Genomic DNA, 24,184 nt, shown 5'->3' with positions numbered 1-24,184 from the left:
ACAGGGAGTTAGCCCAAAAGGTTGGCACGGCCTTGCGCCGCACGCTCCGGTAGCTGGCAAAGGTACGAGTTTTCCGAGCTACCGGTTGAGGCTAAACGACATTACAGCCAGCCCGTAAGCCTATCTGCCCACAGCCTTTTTAATGGCTACCTTTGTGTATCACCCTTCGCTTCGCTTATGCCCGTGACGCAGCCCACCCAGGAACAGCAACTGCTCGACAAGCTCCGGCCTTCGCGCATTGTGCTGCCGGTACTGCTGGGGCTGAGCGTGGTGGGCTTTATGTTCTGGCGCAGCTACAAGCCGGGCGACCTGGCCCCGCTTGCCAATGCCAGCCCGCTCTGGCTGCTGGTTTCCCTGCTGGTGCTGGTAGCCCGCGACGCCGGCTACGTGTACCGCATCCGCCATATTTCGGAGCGGGTGCTCAGCTGGCGGGCCTCGCTGGATGTGATTATGATCTGGGAGTTTTCGTCGTGCATTCTGCCCTCGGCGGTGGGTGGCACGTCGGTAGCGCCGTTTCTGCTCAACAAGGAGGGCATCACGCTGGGTAAGTCCCTGGCCTACGTGATGGTGACGGCCCTGCTCGACAACCTCTACTACGTGGTGATGGTGCCGCTGGTAGTGTGGCTGGCGCACGAGGGCCTCTACCCGGACGAGAACCTGAACAGCGGCTTTATGACCACGCTGAAAGTGGCGTTTGGGCTAAGCTACGTGATGGTATCGGCCTACTCCGCCCTGATGCTGTATGCGCTGTTCATCAACCCGCTGTCGGTGAAGCGGGTACTGGTGCGGCTGTTTTCGTGGCGGGTGCTGCGGCGCTGGCGCTCCAAAGCCTACCAGCATGCCAACGAGATGGTATGGGCCTCCACTCAGATCCGGGGCAATGGCGCAGGCTACTGGCTGCGCGCCGTGCTCAGCACCGTATTTGTGTGGACGGCGCGCTACCTCGTCATTGGCTGCCTGATTGCGGCCTTCGTGCCCACCACGCCCAGTGAGTTTACGATGATGTTTGCCCGTAACATCACCTACAAAGTGATTCTGCTGGTAGCCATTACGCCGGGTGGTGCGGGCATTGCAGAGGGCGCATTTCCCACGTTCTTCGGCAAGTTCATCGGCACGCCTACCATGACGAACTTCATCGTGCTGCTGTACCGCATCGTCACGTACTACCTGTACCTGGTGCTGGGCGCCATCTTCCTGCCGCGCTGGATTACGCGCGTGTTCGGGCGGCGCCCCGAAGCCGCAACCCAGGTTTCTTAGAAGCTGTTTAAGTTAGCGAGTAGCTTTGGGGATGCAGCAAAAGCGTTACAGTTCGGATCTAACGGAGCGTCAGTGGGCAAAGCTGGCGCCGTTGCTGGTGGTGCAGCGCACGAGCAAGTGGCCGTTGCGAGCGGTAGTAAACGGCATTTTCTACGTGCTCAAGAACGGCTGCGTGTGGCGCGACGTGCCGGCGGACTTTCCACCCTGGCCGACGGTGTACTACTATTTCACCAAGTGGACAGCGGATGGCAGCTGGCAACGGGTCAGTGCTTGTTTGACGATTGAGGCCCGGGAGCGGGCAAAAAAAATGCCCAGCCCACCGAGGCCATCCTCGACAGCCAAAGCGTGAAAAACACGGCCACCAGTACGCGTTGCGTGGGCTACGACGCGGGCAAATGCATCAAGGGCCGCAAGCGCTTTTTCCTGGTGGATACGCTGGGCAACCTGCTCGCCTGCTGCGTGGTCGCCGCCCACTGCCACGACGGCGCCAGCACGGCCCGCTTCTGGGACGCACTGGCGCTGGACAACGAACTACTTGACCGGCTGCAGATCGTGTTCGTGGACGGCGGCTTTGGCCGCTGCTTTCGCCAGCACCTGGCGGGCCGGGGTGTACTGGCGCAGGTACCCAAGGGCGTAGTGGCCGACAAAGGCCGTTTTTTTATCCACACCAAGCGCTGGGTGGTGGAGCGCAGCATTGCCTGGGCCGGCAACAACCGCCGCTTGGCCAAAGACTACGAACGGAAAACGCAGCATGCCAACGCCTGGCTCTACCTAGCCAACATCCGACGACTCACCAAGCTAACTTAAACAGCTTCTTAAGCATTTGTCATTTCGAACAGGGTGAGGAATCTGGGGAATCTTAAGTGAAAACCCTCCCGGATTACTCTTTATCACTCGAAATGACAGCTCACTTTTTGGTAGCTTCCAACTCCGGTGCCGACTCGGTGGGCACCGGGCGCTGGTAGCTCCCCCAGAACTCAGGGCGGTAAGGCGTATGCTGTAGCTGCACATGCACGAACTCGGCAATCCGGGGGTCAATCTTAGGATTCACAGGCAGGAGTTGGGTGCCTACAGGCAGGCTGGTAAAATGCTCTTCGCCGCTGCCCTGGTAGTAGAAAGGCTTTCCACCCAGCTTGCGACCAATAGCCAGGCTCTGAAATAAGCTGACCGCCGTATGGTAGCGCCCATTGCTGCCTTTTTCGTACAGCACAATATTCGCCGACCGGTTATCGGTGAATACCTCTGTGTACAGCCGGGAAATCTGATTGTTCCGTCCGTAGTATTTGCGGGAAACAGAATTGTAGCGCACGGTATCGAACTGCCACAGCGCCTCATAGCGCACTACCGCGTAGTCATCCTGGCGCACATACACCTTACCAGAGTAGCTTTTCTCCAAGTAATTACCCGTACTGCGGTGCGTGGCGCGCTTCACGGCAAAGTTGATGACGTACACTGTGACGCCGGCGTACTGCTGAATAGTATCCAGGCGCAAAACATATTTACCTAACGTAGCCGACTTAAACAGTGGAGACGTACGGACGGGGTCGGCGGTTTCGGCCCCACTGCCGATGGGCAGACCGGCTGGCTTGGTAGAATCCGCCGGCTGAATGGCAACATGCTTTTCCTGTACTCGGCGCTTGGTTAAGGGACCGGCCATCAGAAATCCGCCGTCCCGGTGCCTATACCCGGCGGGCTCAAGCATCTGGCTTACATACTCCAATTCGGTTTGCACGGTGTCGAAGTTGCTGATCCGGCGGTGCGAGTACACCTGCGCCAGATAGTCTTCCTGCTCATAGTTGGTTTCAGCGGCCTGGATTACCTTTTTCATGATGCGCTTCGGGTCCTGCGACTGGGCACTTACGCGCACGTTGGCCAGGGCAAAGGCCGCCGGCGCCAGGCGTAGCGTGAGTTTTCCCGCTGAGGGCTGCGCGGCCAGGGCTATGGGCTCGTAGCCAATGCTGCTCACCTGCACCATCTCCCCCGGCGTACTTCCAGCCGGAACTGCCCCTGCGCATTGGCCGTGGCGCCAGCACTCCGGGCGGGTACGGCTACAGTGGCAAATGGCACCGACAGGCCGGTTTTGCGGTCGAGCACGGTGCCACTAAGCGTCAGGGCGGCGCCAACCCTTCCCGTAGGCCTGAACGCGGGGTTCAGCCGGCCGGGAGCAGCGGGGGCTTGGGCAGGTTGTTCCAGGGCTTCGGTTGGAGAAGCCGCTACCGGAGCAACAGCCCCATACGGCGGATTCACCGATTTCAGGTATAGAAACCCATCCACAACTTCGCTCCACGGGCCGGTTTGGGGCTTGTATTCGAAAGCGTACGTAGTCAGGTTTTTGCGGAGGGCATCGTGCTTTAGACTCACAAAAGCATACTCCTGACCTTGCGCCAGCAGCTCGGCTTCCAGCGTGCCATCGGCCGGCACTGGCACCGTCTGATAGCCGCCCATGCCCGCAAAGCCGTGGGTGCCGCTGCCGGCCAGCGTACCCAGCACATAAACCGCGTCTTCCCCCAAAGCCGCTTTCACAGCCCGGCCCATCGGCTTGTAGGTTCTGATTTCGTCATCATTCAGCACTTCCACTTTGTTGGCCAAATGCGGCAGCGCGCCCCAGCAAACCACTTTTTCCTGCGGGTGCTGGCGCAGATACCACAGCAGGTTGGCGGCCATCTGCGCGTCGCGGGGGTTGCTGTCGGTGGCCCGGAACTCGGTCGAGTCCTTTACGCCCGGGTCGTTGGTGGCGTAGTCGTGGGCCGCGGCTTGCAGGCTGCGTAGGTTCTGAAGCCAGAAATCCGCCCGTTTCCGCCGCTTGGCATCGGGGCCGGCAGCCACTTTCTCCAGCAGCCTGCGCGCCTTGCCTAGCTGCAGATCGAAGAGTTGAATCTGATGAGAAGGAGGAAACAGGAAATGCTCCCCCATCATGCTGAAACACTCGTCGAGGTAGTCGTAGGCAATACCGTCGGCCCCTTTTTCGGGCTTGAGCAGTGTTTCCAGCTCTTCCAGCAGTTCCTCCTGGTAGGCTCCGCTCAGCTGGTAGTCGAACCCGGTTACTTTCAGCTTGCCCGGCCCCAGCAGCAGAAGCACCTCCCGGAACTCGCGGGTGCTGGTCCACACGCCAAACACGCTGTTGTCGATGGCCTCGGCGGCCGGAGTGCCCGCCTGCATGGCGCGCTGGGCTTTGTCTAGCTCATAAAAGCCGCTTTCGAAAGCTACAGTAGTGAAACCCATACGCTCCTGCAAAAACCGCAACAACCGGATTTTGGCCTCGAACACGTTGCCTTCACCGTGGGTGGGCTCGCCCAGCATCACCACCCGGGCACCGCCTATTTCCTGGCGCAGAAATTCCAGGTCGGAGAAATCCGTATCGGCAGAGTTGATACTGCGGATAGCATGAACCGGCAACGTAGCGGTTGGGGCGGCAGATTGCGCCAGGCAAAACGTGCTGGCCGTAATCCACCCCAAAAAGGCCAGCATCCAGCGGCACGTAAATGTATTCAGCATATAAAGCGTAATGAATGAAGCACTCGTACTGCAAGCTACTGATGGCAGGTCACCGACCTTAGTATCCCGAGCTGATTTCGGCGAAAAAGGCTGCATTCCTTTGGAAGCAAACATCAAAAAAGCCCTTCTGCGCGGGGCAAAAGGGCTTCTTCGAGTTTTTCAGACTGCTTTTTTCGAACCTGGCAGCGAAGGTTATTCTTTTTCGAGACGGATTTCGGATCCATCTGTACCCTTAAACGTCAGTTTATCGTCCGTCATGGTTACTACGTCAACGGTCATAGACTGGCTGGCGCCATCCGGCATGAACGTGAGTTTGTTAGCCGTTTGGTCGAAGGTGTATTTACCAGCCATATTTCGGGTAGGGCTTGCCAAGCTAAACTGGCCATTGGCGTAAAACGTGTAACGTTCGTCTTCCTGGGCGTCGGTCTGGGCCACTTTATCGCCGGTGGAACTAAGCTCTTTATCGGTTTTCCAGACTTTGCTGTCGGTACCGTAGAGCATGTTTACGCCTTCAACTTTGCCTTCTTTGCTGCCGCAGGACGAGGCGAACAATGCGACCAGCACCAGCAGAGTGGCCAGGTAGCGAAATGGGTTGGTTTGATTTTTCATCGGAAAGAATAGGGAGTTGGTGAACGGAGAGAGTTCAGGGAGAGAAGGCAGCCAGCGCTATATAGTCGAGCCGCCAACTATGCGCCTCTTACGGCGGGCTGGTAAAAGATGTTCCCTTATGCTACCAACAAAAACCTATTGGGCAGGGCGGCGTATGAAAGCTCAACCCTACGGGCATCTGCCTGATAGTCGGCTACTTCTCCCTACACCTTTTAACGATTCGTACTGCCATGGGACTTTTTGATTTTCTTTCCGACAAAGGCGAAAAAAAGCCTGTTGCCCCCGCCGCCAACCCTGTTCCTGCTGCCAATACCGACTTCTTCGGTAATACCAACCAGGCTGCCACCACTGCTGGTGACTCCTATACTGTAGTAAGTGGCGACTCCCTTTCCAAGATTGCCAAGCACCACTACGGTGACGCTGCCAAGTGGCATCAGATCTACGACGCCAACAAAGCCACTATTGGCGCTAACCCCGACCATATTGAAGTAGGCCAGGTACTGACGCTGCCCAAGCTCTAGACAGCCCTGTTTCTCGATAATATCCTAAAAAAGCCACTCGTCCAAGGGTGGCTTTTTTGTTGTCGAATCAGCTTTCTGACTCCCGACTTATGATACTTTAGCGGTGAAAGAAGCTGAAAAAATATTCCTGGCCAACGGCTTACTTCATAAAAACCGATAGTTATTCCGCCTGCGTTTTTCGTCTCATTTTGCTTATAAACAGTAGGTTAATCAACATTTATACCTACTAATATGACCTACTAACATGGGCAGACAAACTCTGTAAAATATTTTCAATAGCTATTGCATATATCAAAATCATGGCTATACCTTTGCAACACCAACCCGGTACTCCCCCGCTCGCGGCGGGGTAGTTTTCATAGGATTTATACAGAAGCGGCGAGAGAACAGGCTCCGTGACCCGCTGGCAACCTTCGACCGCGCGAAAGGTGCCAATTCCTGCCCGACCAGCCTTCCGGCGGCGGGGCATATAACCTTCGAGTACCATGGAAAACTCCTTCGCTTTCGCCTCTACTAACCCTACCGCTCCGGCCGCATCTTTGCTCGCCGTTCAGCCGTGGGGTTTCCGCGTGGCTGCTCTTAGCCCGGTTGCGGAGCGAATGCGAATGCGCCCCTGTTGCGGCGCGTGTTGTTGCTGTTGCTAGCCATTTCGGCTCCAGCCTCCCTTTCCCCGCCTGCCCAGCTTTGTCCGGTGTTGCCGCTTTTCAACGCACCGGGCGGTATCGGCTAACCTGACCCGCTCATTTTCGGCGGCTTTTCGGGCCCGATACGGGCTCGGCTACGCTTCTTCGTAGCCGGTTTTCCTTTCCATTCGCCTTCGGTTTCTCTTCCAACTTCCTTTCCATCAGCCCCATTATGTCTACTCAGAACCTGCGCTTCGAAACCCTCCAACTCCACGCCGGCCAGCAGCCCGACCCCACTACCGGTGCCCGCGCCGTACCGCTGTACCAGACTACCAGCTACGTGTTCAAGAACGCGGAGCACGGCGCCAACCTGTTTGCCCTCAAGGAGTTCGGCAACATCTACACCCGCCTGATGAACCCTACCACCGACGTGTTCGAGCAGCGTGTGGCGGCGCTGGAAGGCGGGGTGGCAGCGCTGGCTGTTTCCTCGGGGCAGGCGGCTCAGTTCATTGCCCTCAACAACATTCTGCAGGCTGGCGACAACTTCGTTTCGACCTCGTTTCTGTACGGCGGCACCTACAACCAATTCAAAGTGGCCTTCAAGCGCCTGGGTATAGAGGTGCGCTTCGCCGACGGCGACAAGGCCGAAAGCTTTGAGGCCCTGATTGACGAAAACACCAAGGCCCTCTACCTCGAAACCATCGGTAACCCCGGCTTCAACGTGCCTGATTTCGAGGCTATTGCTGCCATTGCTGAGAAGCACGACCTGCCGCTTATCGTGGACAACACCTTCGGGGCGGGTGGCTACCTGTTCCGGCCCCTGGAGCACGGCGCCCACATCGTGGTGGAGTCGGCTACGAAGTGGATTGGCGGCCACGGCACCTCCATTGGCGGGGTGATTGTGGACGGCGGCAAGTATGATTTCGGCAACGGCAAGTACCCGCAGTTTACCGAGCCCTCGGAGGGCTACCATGGGCTGGTGTTCAACGACGTATTCGGCAAAAATGGGCCGTTTGGCAACATTGCCTTCATCATTCGGGCCCGGGTGGAAGGCCTGCGCGACTTCGGTCCTTCGCAGAGCCCGTTCAACTCCTGGCAGCTGCTGATCGGCCTGGAAACCCTGAGTTTGCGCGTGGAGCGCACCGTAGAAAACGCGCTGAAGCTGGCGGAGTGGCTGGAGCAGCACCCGCAGGTGGAGGCCGTGAACTACCCCGGCCTTAAGAGCAGCCCTTACCACGCGCTGGCCCAGAAATACCTCACGCGGGGCTTTGGCGGCGTGCTCACGTTCGCCATCAAAGGCTCCAAGGATACGGCCACGCAGTTTATCGACAACCTGAAGCTGGTAAGCCACCTGGCCAACGTGGGCGACGCTAAAACGCTCATCATCCAGCCCTCGGCCACCACGCACCAGCAGCTTTCCGAAGAGGAGCAGCAGGCCGCCGGCGTTACGCCCACACTGCTGCGTATTTCGGTGGGCATCGAGCATTTTGAGGACATCCGCGCCGATCTGCAGCAGGCCTTCGACGCGGTGCAGAACGCCGCCCCCATCGAAACCCAGGACGGCGACCTGCTGCCTGAGCCCGAAATCGAACACGCCGCTCCACTGGAAGTCTGATAACCGGAGAGGGGTTGAGAGCCCGGCCGTCCTGAGAGAGCGGCCGGGCGTCAACTTCCAGTGTACGCCGCAGGCAGATGACCGGAAGGCCCCGTGCCGCCCGGCTCATCTTGCCCTGGTCTGGGGCTGGATCAACTGTACGGCACCGAGTTTGGTGGATGGCCTTTTACCGCTTTGGTGCCTGCTGATTCAGCCCCTTCCCGGGGCTTTTTGTTTTTGACGCATCTATGACCGCTGAACCGCACTTATACCGCTTACCTGCTGCCCTTCCGCTGGAAAACGGGGCCGTACTACCGCACGCGCAGCTAGCCTACCACACCTACGGCACCCTCAATGCGGCCCGCGACAACGTGGTGTGGGTGTGCCACGCCCTCACGGCCAACTCCGATGTGCTGGCCTGGTGGCCCGGCCTGTTTGGCACGGGCTGCTACTTCAATCCCGAGGAGCATTTTATTGTGTGTGCCAATATCCTGGGTTCCTGCTACGGCTCTACCGGCCCGCTCAGCCCCCACCCTGACACGGAAACCCCGTGGTTTCAGGCGTTTCCGCTCCTCACCATCCGCGACCTGGTGGCGGCCCACGAGCAGCTACGCCGGCACCTGGGCATCGAGCGGATCCATACGCTGATCGGGGGCTCGATGGGCGGGCAGCAGGCGCTGGAATGGGCCGTACAGCAGCCCACGCTGTTCGAAAACCTGGTAGTGCTGGCCACCAACGCCCGGCACTCGCCCTGGGGTATTGCCTTCAATGAAGCGCAGCGTCTGGCCATCTTTGCCGACGATACCTACTACGCGGCCACGCCCGATGGCGGCGCGGCTGGTATGCGGGCAGCCCGGGCTACGGCCCTGCTCAGCTACCGCAGCTACGGCGCCTACCAGCAAACCCAGGCTGAGCCCACCGACGACCAGTTAACCGATTTCCGGGCCAGCGCCTACCAGCAATACCAGGGCGACAAGCTGGTGGCTCGCTTTAACGCGTACACGTACGTGGCTTTGTCGCGCACGATGGACACGCACCACCTGGGGCGAGGGCGCGGCGGCGAGCTGGCCCCGGTGCTGGCCGGCATTCAGGCCCGCACGCTGGTTGTCAGCATCAGCTCGGATGTGCTGTTTCCGCCCGCCGAGCAGCGGCTTTTGGCCCGGCACATTCCCGGCGCTATGTACGCCGAAATGGAGTCCGGCTTCGGACACGACGGCTTTCTGATTGAAACCGCCCAAATCACGCACTTCCTGGAGCGCTTCTTTGCTCGGGCATTCGTGTAGTACAGATAGGCACGTACCATAGGAGAATTTGGCGGGGCGGACGTGTATCTTTAGCTGCTCTACTTCCCAGCCCGCTGCCCGCCCATGTTCCTGCCTCTGCTTATTCCGCTATTGGGTCTGCTAACCAGCTGGCCATCCGCCACGCCCAAACCCGACAAGACCGTAAAAACCGACTTTCAGCAGATGGTAGCTGCCGAAGTAACGTTTGCCGCTTATGGCAGTCAGCACAGCGTACAGGATGCGTTTGGGAGGTTTCTCAGCCGGGCGTGGATGTTCAGTGAAGGACGATTTCAGACGGGAGCGGCCTTGTATGCCAACCAACCCGAGAAGCCCGGACGCCTGCTGTGGCGGCCCGTACACGCCGGTATTGCGGCCTCCGGCGACCTGGGTTTTACTACTGGCCCCTGGGAGTTCCACCCCGTTTCAACCGATGATAAACCGGTTGATTTCGGTGATTTTTTCACCCTCTGGCAGAAGAATTCGGCTGGCGCCTGGGAAGCCATATATGATGGCGGCGTGTCGCACGCGGCCTACGTCAAGCCAACTAAGGCCGTCTGGCCCACGAAATACCCTACTAAGCTGCCTGCCTCCGTCGATACGGCCCGCTTTCACCAGACGCTCCTGGCTGCCGAATCCGCTTTTGCCCAGCGTAGCCGCCTGAGTTTGCGCCAGGCCTACAAGCCAGTGCTGGGCGCTACGGAAGATCTGCGGTTATTGCGCGAAGGGCAGCTGCCTTATATCGGCAATGGGGCCCGGGCACTAATAGAAACCTCACCCCGCCCGGTTCAATTCTCGCTTCTGCGCTCTGGTATATCAGCGGCCGGCGACCTGGGCTACACCCTCGGGTACCAGGAAACCACACCGAAGCGCGGCTTCTACCTGCACGTCTGGCGCCGCACCGACGCCAGATGGCTGCTCATCGTGGAAGTACTGAGCCCTAACCCGGCAGGCTAATGGGAGCGAAGAGTTAGCTCTTTATTATCCCGCTTCCTCATTCCGCGTAGCTTTGCGCTATGCCTACCATCAGCCCCGCTCCGCTTCGTTCCGGCGACCAGGTTGCCATTGTTTGTACTGCCCGTAAGGCCTCGCACGAGGAGTTGGCTGCTGCCGTGGCTACCCTGGAAAGCTGGGGGCTGCGCGTGGTACTGGGCGAATCCACCAACGTGGCGCACCACCAGTTTGGGGGCGACGATGAAGTACGCCGCCGCGACCTGCAGGAGCAGCTCGACAACCCCGCCATCCGGGCCATACTGGTAGCACGCGGGGGGTACGGCACTCCCCGCATTATCGACCAGATTGACTTTTCGCGCTTTGGGCAAGACCCCAAGTGGGTGGCAGGCTTCTCCGATGTAACCACTCTCCACTGCCACCTGCTGCGGCTGGGCTACCAGAGCATTCACGGGGTAATGCCCATCTTCTTTCATCAAGAAGGCAGCACTGAGTCGGTGGACAGCCTGCGCCGGACGCTTTTTGGGGAGGGGGTGCGCTACGAGGTGCCCGCGCACCAACAAAACCAATTGGGCACTGCTACCGGTGAACTGGTGGGCGGCAACCTGAGCATGCTGCAAACGCTCACCGGCACCGCCTCCGACGTATCCACCGCCGGGCGTATTCTCTTCCTGGAAGACATCGACGAATACCTCTACGCCATCGACCGGATGCTGGTGCACCTGGACCGAACCGGCAAGCTGCACGACCTGGCCGGCATGGTTGTAGGGCACTTCACCAACCCCCAGGACAATGCCACGCCCTACGGCCAGACGCCCAACGAAATCATTGGGCAGTACGCCGCCATGTATGGTTTTCCGGTGGCGCATGGCTTTCCGGTAGGCCACGAGGCCCGCAATATGGCGCTGGTAGTAGGGCGCGAGGCACGGCTTACTGTAGAAGACACCGGCGCCGTGCTGGAATATGTGTAGCCGCTAGTTGGTTGGCCGGACGCTTCTATCCCCGCCTGCTCCTGCCACCAAATAAAGCCCTGGCAACTTACGCAGCCGGGGCTTTATTTGGTGGCAGGAGCAGGGCCTTTACTCCCCATACAGCACCTGCAGTAGCGTCTGGCCCACAGCCTTCAGGGTGCGCCGGTCGATGACGCTCATGTTGTCCTGGGTGGTATGGTGATAGGCCGGGAAGGTTTCGTCGCCGAAGGGCAGCGTGTCGATGATGTCGATGGTGGGCACGCCGGCCTGGTTGGTGTACACGTGGTCGTCGGTTATGCCACCCATATCCCTGAAGATAAACACGTCGGAGTAGCCGATACGGGCCGCCGTGTCCCACACCTTAGCCACGGTGCTAAAGGCATTCTGGCGGGAAATCTGCTCCCGGCTGAACTTGGCATTTTTGGCGCCCACCATATCGAGCAGGATGCCATACTGCGCCTTATAGCCGGCTGGCAGCAGGTTTTTGGCCCAGTACTGAGAACCCAGGCACCAGCTGTCCTTGCCCAGGGCTTCGAGCTGGTTGGTCAACTCCCCCTGGCTGGTGTCGTCGTGCCCGTAGTCCTCGGCGTCAAACAGGATGAAGTCCACGCCCACGTTGGGCTGTAGGCTGTCGGGCTGGGCGGCCAGCACTCGGGCCACCTCCAGGGCCACGCCCACGCCGCTGGCTCCGTCGGAAGCACCATCGAGCGGTGCATTTTTGTGCTCCTTGTCTTTGTCGGCAAAAGGGCGCGTATCCCAGTGCGCGAAGATGGCCACGCGGCGGGCAGCCTGCGGATTGAACTGGGCCACGATGTTGCGTGACTTCAGCATCTTGCCATCGAAAGCCATGGCCTCAAAGGGCTGCTCCCGCACCGTAAGGCCGTACTTTTTAAACTCCCGCACCAGCCAGTCGCCGGTTTTCACGTGGGCTTTGGAGTTAGGCACGCGCGGCCCGAAAGCCACCTGCCGGGCCACGTAGGCGTAGGCCGAGTCGGCGCTGAAGGCGGGGGCTTTGGGCAGGGGCTTCTCCGTCGGCTCGGTGGCAGTTTCGGGAGTTTTCTGCTGGTCCCGGCATCCGGCAATCAGCAGACCAGCGGCCAGCAACGTGGGGGCCAGACGGAAAAGGCGAAAGTTCATAGCGGTAAAAAGGCCGTCGTGCAAAGGCAAAGCCGCAGTGCATGACAGAGGAGGTAAAATTTAGTCTTCGCTGTAGGCCCAGTCGACGCCGGCTTTGGTATCCTTCACCACGATGCCCTGCTCCTTGAGCGCTGCCCGGATGTCGTCGACCTTGCTGTAGTCCTTGGCGGCTTTGGCTTCCTGGTAGAAGCGCAGCGTGAGGCCCAGCAGGTCTTCCACGCTGGCGCGGGGCTCATCCTGCAACCCCAGCACATCCTGCACCAGGGCCCGGTACACCGTGGCGGCCTCCGTGAGGGCCGCCTCACCTACCTGAGCCAGCGTGGCCGGGTTGGCGGCAAAGCCGTTGAGCTTGCGCAGCAGGTTGAATAGCGAGGCTACGCAGCGGGCCGTATTGAGGTCGTCGTTGAGGCCCATGAAGCAGTCCTGCACCAGCTTGCTTAGCTCGGCGTCGGCAGCTGCGGTATCGGCGGCGCGCTCGTTGCCTTCGGTCAGGACTAGCTTGTCCAGCATGCGCAGGCCGTTCATAAGCTTGCGGTAGCCTTTGCGGGCTGCCTGCAGGGCGTCGTCGGTCACATCCACGGTGCTGCGGTAGTGGGCCTGCAGCAGGAAGAAGCGCGCCGTCATGGGCGAGTAGGGCTGGGCGAGGATGGAGCTGCCGCCCTGAAACAGGTCGGTGATGGTGATGAAGTTGCCGAGCGACTTGCTCATTTTCTGGCCGTTCACCGTAATCATGTTGTTGTGCATCCACACCCGGGCCTCGTCGGAGTGGGAATGGCTGGCCTGGCTCTGGGCAATTTCGCACTCGTGGTGCGGAAACATCAGATCCAGCCCGCCGCCGTGGATGTCGAACTCGGCGCCCAGGTACTTGCGGCTCATGGCCGAGCACTCGAGGTGCCAGCCGGGAAATCCTTCGCCCCAGGGCGAGGGCCAGCGCATGAGGTGGCGGGCATCGGCCTTTTTCCAGAGGGCAAAATCCAGGGGGCTGCGCTTTTCCTCCTGCCCGGCGAGGTTGTCGCGGGAGCCAGCCAGCAGCTCCTCCACCACGCGGTTGGACAGCTTGCCGTAACCGCGCCCGGCGGCGTTGTAGGCTGGTACATCAAAGTACACCGAGCCGTTGACTTCATAGCCGAAGCCGTTGCCGATAATTTCCTGAATCAGCTGAATCTGCTCGGTGATGTGGCCGCTGGCGCGGGGCTCGATATCGGGCGGCAGGCAGCCCAGTACTTCCATGTGGCGGTGGTAGAGGTTGGCAAACTGCTCAGCCACCTGCATGGGCTCCAGCTGCCGTGCCCGCGCCATCCGGCTGATCTTATCCTCGCCCTCGTCGGCGTCGCCCGCCAGGTGGCCTACGTCGGTGATGTTGCGCACGTAGCGCACGGTATAGCCTAGGTAGCGAAGGTAGCGCGTCAGCACATCAAATACCACCGGCCCCCGAGCATTGCCCAAGTGCGCCTCGCTGTAGACGGTAGGGCCGCACAAGTATACGCCCACGAAAGGCGCGTGTAGCGGTTGGAAAGCGTCTTTGCGGCGGGTGAGCGTGTTGTAGAGCGAAAGTGGGTGCTGCATGGGAGCAAAAGTAACCGCAGATTTTGCAGATTAAGAGGAAGGCACCGATTTTATAATCGGGCGCTGGCTTCACCGGCTAGGTGGTTTGCTTTAACAACTTTGCCCTGAAAATGGCTGATTTCGCCTCAATTTTGTCCCAATTGAGTCTAAAATCCCGCCTTGGCAGTACAAAAGTCCAGCTCGGGAGTCTATAAAGTTCAATCTTGGGTACATACTCCGGGCTGGCTGGTATAAATCCCGTTACTGGGTTTGCTTCGGAGCTAGACGGTAGGTAGCGGAGGTAGGGAAATGATCGGAGTAGGGAATTTCGTAGTGCACCCGGAAGTCCTGAACCTGCCACTGCGGGCCGGCAAACTGATTGTCGATGCGCACGAAGGGCAGGCGGCCGTTGTAGGTAGCGCCCACGCCATTACCCGCCGTAGCGTGGGCATTCTGCAGGCGGTCGGCCAGCTGGTCGTACGTATAGCTGTAGGGTAAATCGTTGAGGTCGGCGCAGAACAGCACGGGGTAGCGGCACTCGTCCATATGGCGGCGCAGGGTGTCTACCTGCCGGGCCCGGGCCACCAAGCCGCGCTTGAAGCGGCGCAGCAAGCCCAGCCCCTTGGCTTTCAGACCGGCCTTGCTGGAGTAGCTGTCCACAATGTCCTGCTCGGCCATGCTCATGCTCTGCAGGTGGGCGTTGTAGACGCGAATGGTGTCGCCCTGGGGCAGGCGCACGTCGGCAAACATGGCGTGGTTCTGGGTGAGCCGCCCAAACGGAATGGTTCCCCGGCGCACAATGGGGTAGCGTGAGAAAATAGCCAGCCCAAACTGCGCCCCAATGCGGTTTTCAAGCGTGACGGATACAAACGGCTGCCGCCCTTGCTCCTGCCCGATGCGGCGCACACTCTGAAACACCCGTCCGTTTTCCTGCGTGGGCTGAGGCTCGTTGTAGAATTCCTGCAGGCAAATGATGTCGGCCGGGTTTTCGGCCACCCACTTGATCATAGCCTTCGAAGACACGAAGTCCTTCCCGCGCAGCTGCCTATATACATTGAAGATGCGCACGTTGGAGCTAAGCACCCGCACGGGCTCATAATCGGAGTTGACATCAGGACTCAGCGGGTGCAGAGCCAGCCCACGCTGCACGTGCGGCCAGGTAAGCACCAACACGGCCAGCGGCAGCAGTGCCACCGGCCAGCGCCGCAGCAGCCAGTACAACAGCCAGCCCGCATTGAGGAACAGCGCCACCGGCAGGCTCATGCCCACGAAGGCGGCCGGCCACAGCTGGTAAGGCGGAATCTGCAGGGCGCCGATGGCCAGCAGCACCCAGGCTACCGTCAGCACAGTGCACTTGAAGGCAAAAGAACGACGCACGAAATCAGACACGAATGAGGCCGCAAAATACGATATCCAGGGGTTTCCGGCGCACCATGCCACCAATCAGGCCGAAGCGGTATCTTTCGAATCTGTTAGACTTTACTCTTACACAGAGATGAACCGTTTTTACTGTTGGCTGCTGGCGTTGGCATGCGTTTCCTTAGGCTCTTCTTCCGTGCACGCGGCCCTGCCGGGACCGGAAAAGACCCTGGAATTCATTGAGAACCGGGGCCAGTGGCCCGCGCCCGTGCGCTACGCCGCTAGTCTGCCGGCCGGGCGGCTGTTTCTGCGGCCTACGGGCTTCACCTATTCCCTGTTCTCGCCCGAAGACCTGGGCAGCCACGGCCACGGGCAGGCGGGCGCGCTCCAGGCTCCGAAAGCCGAGCTGCGCGGCCACGCCTACACCGTTACGTTTGAAGGCGGCAACGCTGCCCCTACCCTGACCGGGACCGAGGCCACAACCGAGCAGCGCAGCTACTTCCGGGGGCCCGACCCGCGCCAGTGGGCTACCGGCGTACGGGGCTTCCGGCAGGTGCAGTACCAGGGCGTGTACGCCAAAACCGACGTGCAACTCTACGAAAACGCCGCCGGTCACCTGGAGTACGACTTCGTGGTGGCACCGGGCGGGCGCCCCGCCGCCATCCGGCTGCGCTACCAGGGCGCCAACACGCTGCGCCTGGAAGAAGGCAACCTGATGGTAGGCACCTCGGTGGGCACCGTGACGGAGTTGGCCCCCCGGGCCTGGCAGTACGTGAATGGGAAAGTCGTGCCGGTGCCGTGCTCTTTTGAGCTGCGCGGCCAGACGGTGTCGTTCCAGTTTCCGCAGGGTTACCGTAAAGACCTGGCCCTGACCATCGACCCCACGGTGGTTTTTTCCTCCTACACCGGCTCCACGGCCGACAACTGGGGCAACACGGCCACCTACGATGAGGAAGGCCACCTGTACTCGGCTGGCGTGGTTTTCGACCCCGGCTACCCCGTGTCGGCCGGCGCTTTCAGCACTTCCTTCAGCGGCGTCATGGACGTGGGCATTATCAAGTATGACACGCGGGCAAATGGCCCGGCCGCCCGCCTGTATGCCACTTACCTGGGCGGCGAGAATACCGAAACCCCGCACAGCCTGGTGGTGAATGCCCAGGGTGAGCTGCTGATTTTCGGCTCCACGTCGTCCCGGCAGTTCCCCACTACGAGCGGCGCCGTGAGCCGCACGCTGCAGCCCGGCCAGTCCTACCAGGTGTTCAACAGCTACAGCTATTTAAATGGCGCCGACCTGTTCGTGGCCAAGCTCTCGGCCAACGGCAGCACGCTGCTGGCTTCCACCCTGCTGGGCGGTTCCGGCTGGGACGGCCTGAACGTGGACACTGGCAACAGCGCCAGCAACTTCCTGGCCCGTAACTACGGCGACACATTCCGGGGCGACATTATCACCGACTCGGAGGGCAACGTGTACGTGGCCTCCTGCACCGGCAGCACCAACTTTCCGGTGAAGAATGGCCTGAAGCGTGCCTACGGCGGCGGCAAGCTGGATGGCCTGGTGCTGAAACTCTCGCCCAAGCTCGACCAGCTGTACTGGGCCAGCTACCTGGGGGGCAGCGGCGCCGATGCGGCGTACTCCATCAAGCTGGCTTCCGATGGCTCGGTGTACGTGGCTGGTGGCACCACGGGAGGCAACTTCCCCGGCACCACGGGCGCGCTACAGTCGGGTTCGGCCGGCAACACCGACGGCTTCGTGGCTCACATTTCGGCCGATGGCAATTCCCTGCTTCAGGCCACTTACCGGGGCACCGACCAGTACGATCAAGTGTATTTTCTGCAGCTCGACGCGGCCGACAATGTGTACATCCTGGGTCAGAGCTTCGGCAACTTTCCCATTACGGCGGGCCTCTACGACAACCGGAAACGGCGCGGTGGACAGTTTATTCAGAAGCTTGGCCCCCAGCTCAATTCCCTTAACTACTCCACCGTGTTTGGCAGCGGCCGGGGCGGCACTGACCTGTCTTTGACGGCCTTTCTGGTAGATGACTGTGAGCGGATTTACGCCTGCGGCTGGGGCGGCAACATCAACAACGGCTACACCGGCGGCTCCACCAACGACCTGCCCACCAGCAGCAACGCCGTGCAGCCGAGCACCGACGGCTCCGATTTTTACGTCGTGCAGTTCGGGGCCGGGGCCAGAGCCATTGAGTACGCCACGTTCTTCGGGGAGCAGGGAGGCAGCGGGGAACACGTGGATGGGGGTACCAGTCGGTTTGATAAGCGCGGCGTGGTGTACCATGCCGTGTGCGGCGGCTGCCGGGGCTCGTCGCGCTTTCCGGTGCCGCCGGGAGCCAACACCTATTCCCGCGTCAACAACAGCTCGAACTGCAACAACGCCGCCTTCAAAATCGACTTCGAGCTGCGGATTGCCAACGCCGGTCGTCCCCAGGCCGTGTGCGCCGATGCCGGCCCCATCCGGCTGGGTGGCTCTCCGGCGGGCGGCGTGTGGGCCGGCCCCGGCATAAGCCGGCAGGCCGATGGCAGCTACATTTTCACGCCCAGCGTTGCCCTGGTGGGCGAGCAGGCGCTCAGCTACACAGCCCAGTCTACCGGCACGTGCTTTACCAACAGCAGCCTCCGCATGACAGTCCGGCCTGTGGTGTCGGTTGATTTCTCCCTGCCCGCCCAGCGCTGTACCAACGAAGACCTCGTGCCCCTGACGGCCACGCCCGCGGGTGGCACCTGGAGTGGCCCCGGCGTGCGCGGCAGCCAGTTCGACCCGGCCGCCGCTGGCCCCGGCACGCACACCATCACCTACACGCTGCCGGTCGACCAATGCGGGGAAGCCAGCCGGCAGATTGTAGTACTGCTGCCGCCAGCCGTTGAGGCCGGCCGGGATACAGCCCTGTGCAGCTTCCAGAACACGCCTTACCAGTTGCTGGGCGCTACCCCGGCGGGCGGCACGTGGAGCGGTTCGGGCGTTACGCCGGAAGGCTGGTTTACGCCCCCGGTTGCCGCCGACTCGGCCCAGCGCCTTCGCCTCACTTACACCTACCAGGCCTCCAATGGCTGCCCGGAATATGACGTGCGGCAGGTGGTTATGGCGCCGCTGAACACCAACGTGCAGCCGCTACCCGTACCGGAGTGTGCATCATATTCGGGTAAGACTGGCTTAGCGCCATTCACTATCCGATTCGTGTCGCCGGCGCAGTATGCCAGCCAGTACGACTGGGATTTTGGCGACGGCACGCCCCACGGCACCACGGCCAGCGTGGAGCACACCTACGACCGCGCCGGTACCTACACCGTAGCCATGACGGCCGCCTACAACAGCACCTGCCAGGTGCAGACGCGCTACCTGCAGATTGAAGTGGCTGACCCACTGGTTCCCAACATCATCACGCCCAACAACGGCGACAACCTAAACCAGGTGTTTGTGCAGCACTACACCTGCCTGCCCGCTGCCCTGAAGGTATTTTCGCGCTGGGGACAGGAAGTGTACAGCTCGGCCGACTACCGCAACGACTGGGACGGGGGCAAGCTGCCCGGCGGCGTGTACTACTTTCTGCTGCGCGATACCGAAGGCCGCCAGTACAAAGGCTGGCTGGATATTCACCGCTAAGGTCCGCCCGGCGCGGCTGGTTGCGTTGCGGCATAATTCGTTGTATCTTTGCACCAGCAAGTAACGAATCAGAGAGGGGACGGGTAGTCCCCTCTTTCTTTATCCCCTGGCTCGACCGTATGAAATTTGACCGCGCCCAGATTGCCCAGATGCTGGAGGAAAGCCTGCCCGGCCCCGAGCTGTTCGTTGTTGGGCTTACCGTTTCTGACGCCATCCGGCCCAAGGTAACCGCCATTCTGGACGGGGAGCAGGGCATGGGCATTGACGAGTGCGCCCTGGTAAGCCGTCGTCTGGCTCGCCGCATCGAGGAAGCCTACGGAGAGGAAGCCAGCTACACGCTGGAAGTAACCTCGCCCGGCGCCGACCAGCCGCTGGTAGATGCCCGCCAGTACCACCGCCACGTGGGCCGCACCTTCAGCCTCAAGCTTAAGGACGGTACCGAGAAAACCGGCACGCTCGAAGCCGTGGAAGCTACCGGCGTGCAGCTGGCGGAGGAAGTGAAAGAGAAAAACAAGAAAAAAACCCTGCCTGCCGCCCTGGTGCCCTTCGACACCATTCAGGAAGCGAAAGTGGTTATTTCATTTAAGTAAATACCTTAATGGTTAACTAGTTAAATGGTTGCTGGTTCGATTCGCGAGGCCTAAACAATCTGCCATTCGACCAACAGCCATTCAGCAGCTCAACCATTCAACCATTCAACAATTTAAATCAGATGAACAGCCACGTCCTGATTGAATCGTTTGCCGAGTTTGCCCGGTCCAAGAACATCGACCGGCCCACGATGATGAGCATCCTGGAAGACGTGTTCCGGACCATGATTCGCAAGAAGTACACCACCGACGAGAACTTCGACGTCATTCTCAACGTGGACAAGGGCGACCTGGAAATCTGGCGCAACCGCGAAATCGTGGACGACGACTCGGAGGACATCTGGGACTTCGATAAGATTCCGCTGTCCGAGGCGCAGAAGATTGAGCCCGACTTCGAGATTGGCGAATCGGTAGCCGAGGAAGTGAAGCTGGAGGATTTCGGCCGTCGCGCCGTGCTCATGGCCCGCCAGACGCTGATTCAGCGCGTGAAGGACCTGGAGCGTGACCACCTCTACCAGACCTACAAAGATCAGGTGGGTGAAATCATTGCCGGCGAAGTGTACCAGGTGTGGAGCCGCGAGGCCCTGATCCTGGACAAGGACGAAAACGAGCTGGTACTGCCCAAGTCGGAGCAGATCCCCAAGGACCGCTACCGCAAGGGCGACACCGTGCGCGCCGTGGTGCACCGCGTGGAAATTCTCAACGGTACGCCCAAAATCATCCTTTCGCGCGCTGCGCCGGCCTTTTTGGAGCGTTTGTTTGAACAGGAAGTGCCCGAAATCTACGATGGCCTCATCACCATCAAGAACATCGTGCGCGAGCCGGGCGAGCGGGCCAAAGTAGCCGTCGAAAGCTACGACGACCGTATCGATCCGGTGGGTGCCTGCGTAGGCATGAAAGGCTCACGTATCCATGCCGTGGTGCGGGAGCTGGAAAACGAGAACATCGACGTCATAAACTACACCAACAACCTGGAGCTGTACATCCAGCGCGCCTTGTCGCCGGCTAAAATCGGCTCGATGAAAATAAACGAACAAACCGGCCGGGTTTCGGTGTTCCTGAAACCCGACCAGGTGTCACTGGCCATTGGCCGGGGCGGCGCCAATATCAAACTGGCTTCCCGTCTCGTAGGCATGGAAATCGACGTGTTCCGCGAAGCCGGCGACTACGAAGAAGATATTGCCCTCGACGAATTCCGGGATGAAATTGACGCCTGGGTGCTCGACGAGCTCAAGAAAATCGGCCTCGACACGGGCCGCGCCGTATTAGCCGTCAGCAAAGAAGACCTCGTGCGCCGGACGGAACTGGAAGAAGAAAGCGTGGAAGAAGTATTCCGCGTAATTCGCCAGGAGTTCGAAGACGAGGAAGAATCCGAAACCCCTTCAGCCGACGCCGCCCAATGAGGGCGCCGCGGCCGGTACGGCAAAGGCAGTAAATCGAGCCGGGTGGCTTGATTTACTGCCGCCCGGCAAAATTTAAAATAGTACCTTTGCAACTGATTAAGAGTATCGTTCGCGAGCATAGAATGGCGGAAGCAGCACCTAAACGGCTACAGCAGGCGGCCAAAGACCTGAATATTGGAATGGCCACGGTGGTAGAAACCCTGGCTAAAAAAGGGCATCAGGTAGAAAACAAGCCTACCACGAAGCTAACTGCCGACCAGGTAGGGTTGCTGGAGAAGGAGTTTGCTTCTTCGGCTCAGGATAAAATTGAAGCGGTAAAGCTCACCCAGGCCAAGCGCCAGAGTGAGCTTGAGGCGCATCCGCCCAAGCCTGAGCCCGTAGTGCCGAAGCCTACCCCGGCCCCCGTAGCGGCCCCGGCTCCGGCCCCTAAACCGGCTGAGGAAGCCAAGCCTGCACCGGTAGCTCCCGCGCCAGCACCTGCCCCGGTTGCTGCTGAAGCGCCTAAAGCTCCCGGGCTGAAGGTACTGGGCAAGATTGAGCTGGATGCCAAGGGCCGCCCTGTGCCGCCCCGTCCCACTCCGGCGCCTGCCGCCCCGGCCCCGGCACCAATAGCTGCCGCACCCCAGCCAGCCCCTCCAGTCGCGGCGCCTGTGGCTCCTGTAGCCCCCACGCCGCAGCCTGCTCCGGCTCCAAAACCAGAGCCTGCTCCCGCGCCGGTAGCTGCCGCCCCCCAGCCGCCCGTTGCGGCTCCGGTGGAAGCTCCCCAGCCGCAGGCTCCTGCGCCGGCTGCTCCCGCTCCGGCGGCCCCGGCTGCTGAGCAGCGTCCAGCGGCTCCGGCTCCCGTGCAAGCTCCAGCCGCTCAGCCCGAAGCTGAAGCACCGGCCGGGGAAGACGCTGGTACTATCGTAGCCAAAGCCGACCAGCTGAAAGGCCTCACGGTACTGGGTAAGATTGAGCTGCCCCTCGATTCGTCGCGGCGCGGCGGTGGGCGAGGTGCCCGTCCCGTAGCCTCGTCCGATGTGCGCAAGAGCGGCCTCGGCGGTGCCGATGCCAAGAAAAAGCGGCAGCGCCTGCCCGTGCCCGGCACGCCCGGCGGCAACAACCAGAATACAAACCCGAACACCGGTCCGAACCGCCCGGTGGTTCCAAGCCAGGGTGGCCGTCCTGGTCAGGGCGGCGGTGGCCGTCCCGGCGACCAGCGGGGTCCGCGCCCCGGTCAGGGAGGCGGACAAGGTGCTCCACGTCAGCCAAACCCGGCTCTCACGCCCGAGCAAAACGAAAAGCAGATTCAGGAGCAGATCAAGGCTACGCTGGCCAAGCTCAGCGGCGGCCGGGGTCAGCAGCAGAACCGCGCCAAGTACCGCCGCGACAAGCGGGCCGGGGTAGCCGAAGCCAGCGAGCTGGCCCGTCAGCAAAACGAGCTTGACTCGAAAACGCTGAAAGTAACCGAGTTCATTTCGGCCAACGACCTGGCGTCGCTCATGGACGTGTCGGTGAACGAGATTATCAAAGTGTGCCTGAACATGGGCATGTTCGTATCCATCAACCAGCGCCTCGACGCCGAAGCCATTACCGTTATTGCGGATGAGTTTGGCTACGACGTTGAATTCCTGAGCGCCGAGGAAGAGGATACGGTTATTGAAATCGAGGATAGCCCCGAAGACCTGCAGCCGCGGGCGCCCATTGTTACCATCATGGGTCACGTCGACCACGGTAAAACGTCGTTGCTTGACTATATCCGGAGTGCCAGCGTGGCCAAAGGCGAAGCCGGCGGCATCACCCAGCACATCGGGGCTTACGACGTAATGACCAAATCGGGCAAGCGCGTAACCTTCCTTGATACTCCCGGTCACGAAGCCTTTACGGCCATGCGTGCCCGGGGTGCCAAAGTCACCGACATTGCCATCATTGTGGTAGCGGCCGACGACTCGGTAATGCCCCAGACGAAGGAAGCCATCAACCACGCGCAAGCGGCGGGAGTACCCATCGTTATTGCCCTGAACAAGATTGACAAGCCCGGTGCCAACCCCGATAAAGTCCGCGAAGAGCTGTCGGTTATCAACGTGCTGGTAGAAGAATGGGGCGGTAAGTACCAAAGCCAAGAAGTATCGGCTAAAACCGGCCTGGGCATCGACGACCTGCTGGAGAAAGTTTTGCTGGAAGCCGAGATTCTGGAGCTGAAAGCCAACCCTGACCGTAACGCTGTGGGTACGGTTATCGAAGCCTCGCTCGACAAAGGCCGGGGCTACGTAACCACCATCCTGGTGCAAACCGGCACGATGAAAGTGGGCGACATGGTACTGGCCGGCCCGCACTTTGGCCGCGTGAAAGCCATGACCGACCACCGGGGCAAGAAGATGAAAACGGCTGGCCCAGCTACTCCGGTACAGGTACTTGGCCTCACGGGTGCTCCACAGGCTGGCGACAAGATTCAGGTGATGGAAACGGAGCGCGAAGCCCGCGAACTGGCTACGCAGCGTCAGCAGCTGGCCCGTGAGCAGAGCATGCGCACCAAAAAGCACATTACCCTAGACGAAATTGGTCGTCGTCTGGCTATTGGTTCGTTCAAAGAACTCAACGTCATTGTGAAAGGCGACGTGGACGGTTCGGTAGAAGCCCTGGCCGACTCACTGCTGAAGCTGAGCACACCGGAAGTGGCCGTAAACATCCTCTCGAAGGGTGTGGGTGCCATTTCGGAATCCGACGTACTGCTGGCTTCGGCATCCGACGCCATCATCATCGGCTTCCAGGTGCGGCCTTCGCTCAGCGCCCGCAAGCTGGCCGAGCAGGAGCAAATCGATATCCGCCTCTACTCGATTATCTACAACGCCATCAACGAGGTGAAGGATGCTATGGAAGGCATGCTGGCACCTACGGTGAAGGAAGTAGTAGTAGCCAACGCCGAGATTCGCCAGGTATTCAACATCACCAAGGTGGGCACTATTGCCGGCTGTATGGTGACGGATGGTACTTTCACCCGCAAAACCAAGGTGCGCCTCGTCCGCGACGGCATCGTGGTGCACTCGGGCGACATTCAGGACCTAAAGCGCTACAAAGACGACGTGTCGGAAGTACGCCAGGGCTACGAGTGCGGTATCTCGCTGAAAGGCTTCAATGACCTGCGCGAAGGCGACAACATTGAAGGCTTCGAGGAACAGGAAGTGAAACGCACGCTGTAAGCTCCGGTTTACGGCCTAACACCCAGCCCCGATCTGCGCGCAGATCGGGGC

At 60.5% G+C, this 24,184-nt stretch carries 18 protein-coding genes and 1 riboswitch; of the genes, 12 read left to right on the top strand and 6 right to left on the bottom strand.

Annotated features, from left to right (window positions below):
* The first annotated feature begins 177 nt into the window (after positions 1-177).
* From LRS06_RS12330 to LRS06_RS12320, 3 genes are read left to right on the top strand one after another with little or no spacing between them, the layout of a single operon-like run.
* Positions 178-1,257, top strand: a complete 1,080-nt coding sequence (locus LRS06_RS12330; protein ID WP_257871771.1) for a lysylphosphatidylglycerol synthase transmembrane domain-containing protein — start codon at positions 178-180, stop codon at positions 1,255-1,257.
* Between the two features lie 31 nt (positions 1,258-1,288).
* Positions 1,289-1,606, top strand: a complete 318-nt coding sequence (locus LRS06_RS12325) for a transposase (RefSeq protein WP_257869900.1) — start codon at positions 1,289-1,291, stop codon at positions 1,604-1,606.
* Positions 1,603-2,064: a transposase gene (locus LRS06_RS12320; RefSeq protein WP_257869901.1), complete on the top strand. Its 462-nt coding sequence runs from the start codon at positions 1,603-1,605 to the stop codon at positions 2,062-2,064. Before LRS06_RS12325 ends, LRS06_RS12320 begins: the two co-directional genes overlap by 4 nt.
* Before the next feature lie 100 nt (positions 2,065-2,164).
* Here LRS06_RS12320 and LRS06_RS12315 read toward each other — a convergent pair whose 3' ends face one another.
* The 3 genes from LRS06_RS12315 to LRS06_RS12305 form a co-directional block, all read right to left on the bottom strand.
* The gene (locus LRS06_RS12315; RefSeq protein ID WP_257871770.1) at positions 2,165-3,232 is read right to left on the bottom strand and encodes a hypothetical protein; all 1,068 of its coding nucleotides are present in this window, start codon (positions 3,230-3,232) and stop codon (positions 2,165-2,167) included.
* The gene (locus tag LRS06_RS12310) at positions 3,220-4,752 is read right to left on the bottom strand and encodes an erythromycin esterase family protein (RefSeq protein ID WP_257871769.1); all 1,533 of its coding nucleotides are present in this window, start codon (positions 4,750-4,752) and stop codon (positions 3,220-3,222) included. Before LRS06_RS12310 ends, LRS06_RS12315 begins: the two co-directional genes overlap by 13 nt.
* 192 nt (positions 4,753-4,944) lie before the next feature.
* Positions 4,945-5,361 (bottom strand): hypothetical protein, encoded by a 417-nt coding sequence (locus tag LRS06_RS12305; RefSeq protein WP_257871768.1) that lies wholly within the window; start codon positions 5,359-5,361, stop codon positions 4,945-4,947.
* A gap of 230 nt (positions 5,362-5,591) precedes the next feature.
* Between LRS06_RS12305 and LRS06_RS12300 the strand changes: the two genes are divergently transcribed.
* From LRS06_RS12300 to LRS06_RS12280, 5 genes are all read left to right on the top strand, one after another.
* The gene (locus LRS06_RS12300) at positions 5,592-5,882 is read left to right on the top strand and encodes a LysM peptidoglycan-binding domain-containing protein (protein ID WP_257871767.1); all 291 of its coding nucleotides are present in this window, start codon (positions 5,592-5,594) and stop codon (positions 5,880-5,882) included.
* 362 nt (positions 5,883-6,244) lie between these two features.
* A riboswitch (SAM riboswitch) is annotated at positions 6,245-6,358 on the top strand.
* Between the two features lie 379 nt (positions 6,359-6,737).
* Positions 6,738-8,120 (top strand): O-acetylhomoserine aminocarboxypropyltransferase/cysteine synthase family protein, encoded by a 1,383-nt coding sequence (locus LRS06_RS12295; RefSeq protein WP_257871766.1) that lies wholly within the window; start codon positions 6,738-6,740, stop codon positions 8,118-8,120.
* A 227-nt stretch (positions 8,121-8,347) separates the two neighbouring features.
* Positions 8,348-9,382 (top strand): homoserine O-acetyltransferase, encoded by a 1,035-nt coding sequence (gene metX / locus LRS06_RS12290; RefSeq protein WP_257871765.1) that lies wholly within the window; start codon positions 8,348-8,350, stop codon positions 9,380-9,382.
* A gap of 84 nt (positions 9,383-9,466) precedes the next feature.
* Positions 9,467-10,336, top strand: coding sequence for a hypothetical protein (locus LRS06_RS12285; protein WP_257871764.1), 870 nt, complete (start codon positions 9,467-9,469; stop codon positions 10,334-10,336).
* A 59-nt stretch (positions 10,337-10,395) separates the two neighbouring features.
* Positions 10,396-11,301 carry an LD-carboxypeptidase gene (locus LRS06_RS12280; RefSeq protein ID WP_257871763.1) on the top strand — a complete coding sequence of 302 codons (906 nt, stop codon included), beginning with the start codon at positions 10,396-10,398 and terminating at the stop codon, positions 11,299-11,301.
* A 108-nt stretch (positions 11,302-11,409) separates the two neighbouring features.
* Here the strand turns inward: LRS06_RS12280 and LRS06_RS12275 are convergent, their stop codons facing one another.
* From LRS06_RS12275 to LRS06_RS12265, 3 genes are all read right to left on the bottom strand, one after another.
* The gene (locus tag LRS06_RS12275) at positions 11,410-12,438 is read right to left on the bottom strand and encodes a M28 family peptidase (RefSeq protein WP_257871762.1); all 1,029 of its coding nucleotides are present in this window, start codon (positions 12,436-12,438) and stop codon (positions 11,410-11,412) included.
* Between the two features lie 60 nt (positions 12,439-12,498).
* Positions 12,499-14,004 carry a cysteine--tRNA ligase gene (gene cysS / locus LRS06_RS12270; protein WP_257871761.1) on the bottom strand — a complete coding sequence of 502 codons (1,506 nt, stop codon included), beginning with the start codon at positions 14,002-14,004 and terminating at the stop codon, positions 12,499-12,501.
* A gap of 240 nt (positions 14,005-14,244) precedes the next feature.
* On the bottom strand, positions 14,245-15,372 hold the full coding sequence (locus LRS06_RS12265; protein ID WP_257871760.1) for an endonuclease/exonuclease/phosphatase family protein: 1,128 nt from the start codon (positions 15,370-15,372) through the stop codon (positions 14,245-14,247).
* Positions 15,373-15,478: 106 nt separating this feature from the next.
* Here LRS06_RS12265 and LRS06_RS12260 point away from each other — a divergent pair, with 106 nt between their 5' ends.
* The 4 genes from LRS06_RS12260 to infB all read left to right on the top strand — a co-directional run bounded on the left by LRS06_RS12260 (position 15,479) and on the right by infB (position 24,133).
* Positions 15,479-18,961, top strand: a complete 3,483-nt coding sequence (locus LRS06_RS12260) for a gliding motility-associated C-terminal domain-containing protein (RefSeq protein ID WP_257871759.1) — start codon at positions 15,479-15,481, stop codon at positions 18,959-18,961.
* Between the two features lie 119 nt (positions 18,962-19,080).
* Positions 19,081-19,551 (top strand): ribosome maturation factor RimP, encoded by a 471-nt coding sequence (gene rimP, locus LRS06_RS12255; protein ID WP_257871758.1) that lies wholly within the window; start codon positions 19,081-19,083, stop codon positions 19,549-19,551.
* A gap of 122 nt (positions 19,552-19,673) precedes the next feature.
* Complete coding sequence (gene nusA / locus LRS06_RS12250; protein ID WP_257871757.1) at positions 19,674-20,954, top strand: transcription termination factor NusA; 1,281 nt, start codon at positions 19,674-19,676, stop codon at positions 20,952-20,954.
* A gap of 122 nt (positions 20,955-21,076) precedes the next feature.
* Entirely contained in the window at positions 21,077-24,133 is a 3,057-nt protein-coding gene (gene infB, locus LRS06_RS12245) for a translation initiation factor IF-2 (protein WP_257871756.1), read from the top strand.
* Positions 24,134-24,184: the final 51 nt, after the last annotated feature.

This window comes from Hymenobacter sp. J193 (assembly GCF_024700075.1).
Taxonomy (GTDB): Bacteria; Bacteroidota; Bacteroidia; order Cytophagales; family Hymenobacteraceae; genus Hymenobacter.
The sequence above is the reverse complement of the archived record's forward strand: the minus strand, read 5'-3'. Positions and strand labels throughout refer to the sequence as shown.

What these genes read in the sequence shown, in the direction of transcription:
- LRS06_RS12330 (WP_257871771.1), top strand. Translation starts at nt 178, where the DNA reads ATGCCCGTGACGCAGCCCACCCAGGAACAGCAACTGCTCGACAAGCTC.
- LRS06_RS12325 (WP_257869900.1), top strand. Translation starts at nt 1,289, where the DNA reads ATGCAGCAAAAGCGTTACAGTTCGGATCTAACGGAGCGTCAGTGGGCA.
- LRS06_RS12315 (WP_257871770.1), bottom strand. Translation starts at nt 3,232, where the DNA reads ATGGTGCAGGTGAGCAGCATTGGCTACGAGCCCATAGCCCTGGCCGCG.
- LRS06_RS12310 (WP_257871769.1), bottom strand. Translation starts at nt 4,752, where the DNA reads ATGCTGAATACATTTACGTGCCGCTGGATGCTGGCCTTTTTGGGGTGG.
- LRS06_RS12305 (WP_257871768.1), bottom strand. Translation starts at nt 5,361, where the DNA reads ATGAAAAATCAAACCAACCCATTTCGCTACCTGGCCACTCTGCTGGTG.
- LRS06_RS12300 (WP_257871767.1), top strand. Translation starts at nt 5,592, where the DNA reads ATGGGACTTTTTGATTTTCTTTCCGACAAAGGCGAAAAAAAGCCTGTT.
- LRS06_RS12295 (WP_257871766.1), top strand. Translation starts at nt 6,738, where the DNA reads ATGTCTACTCAGAACCTGCGCTTCGAAACCCTCCAACTCCACGCCGGC.
- metX (WP_257871765.1), top strand. Translation starts at nt 8,348, where the DNA reads ATGACCGCTGAACCGCACTTATACCGCTTACCTGCTGCCCTTCCGCTG.
- LRS06_RS12285 (WP_257871764.1), top strand. Translation starts at nt 9,467, where the DNA reads ATGTTCCTGCCTCTGCTTATTCCGCTATTGGGTCTGCTAACCAGCTGG.
- LRS06_RS12280 (WP_257871763.1), top strand. Translation starts at nt 10,396, where the DNA reads ATGCCTACCATCAGCCCCGCTCCGCTTCGTTCCGGCGACCAGGTTGCC.
- LRS06_RS12275 (WP_257871762.1), bottom strand. Translation starts at nt 12,438, where the DNA reads ATGAACTTTCGCCTTTTCCGTCTGGCCCCCACGTTGCTGGCCGCTGGT.
- cysS (WP_257871761.1), bottom strand. Translation starts at nt 14,004, where the DNA reads ATGCAGCACCCACTTTCGCTCTACAACACGCTCACCCGCCGCAAAGAC.
- LRS06_RS12260 (WP_257871759.1), top strand. Translation starts at nt 15,479, where the DNA reads ATGAACCGTTTTTACTGTTGGCTGCTGGCGTTGGCATGCGTTTCCTTA.
- rimP (WP_257871758.1), top strand. Translation starts at nt 19,081, where the DNA reads ATGAAATTTGACCGCGCCCAGATTGCCCAGATGCTGGAGGAAAGCCTG.
- nusA (WP_257871757.1), top strand. Translation starts at nt 19,674, where the DNA reads ATGAACAGCCACGTCCTGATTGAATCGTTTGCCGAGTTTGCCCGGTCC.
- infB (WP_257871756.1), top strand. Translation starts at nt 21,077, where the DNA reads ATGGCGGAAGCAGCACCTAAACGGCTACAGCAGGCGGCCAAAGACCTG.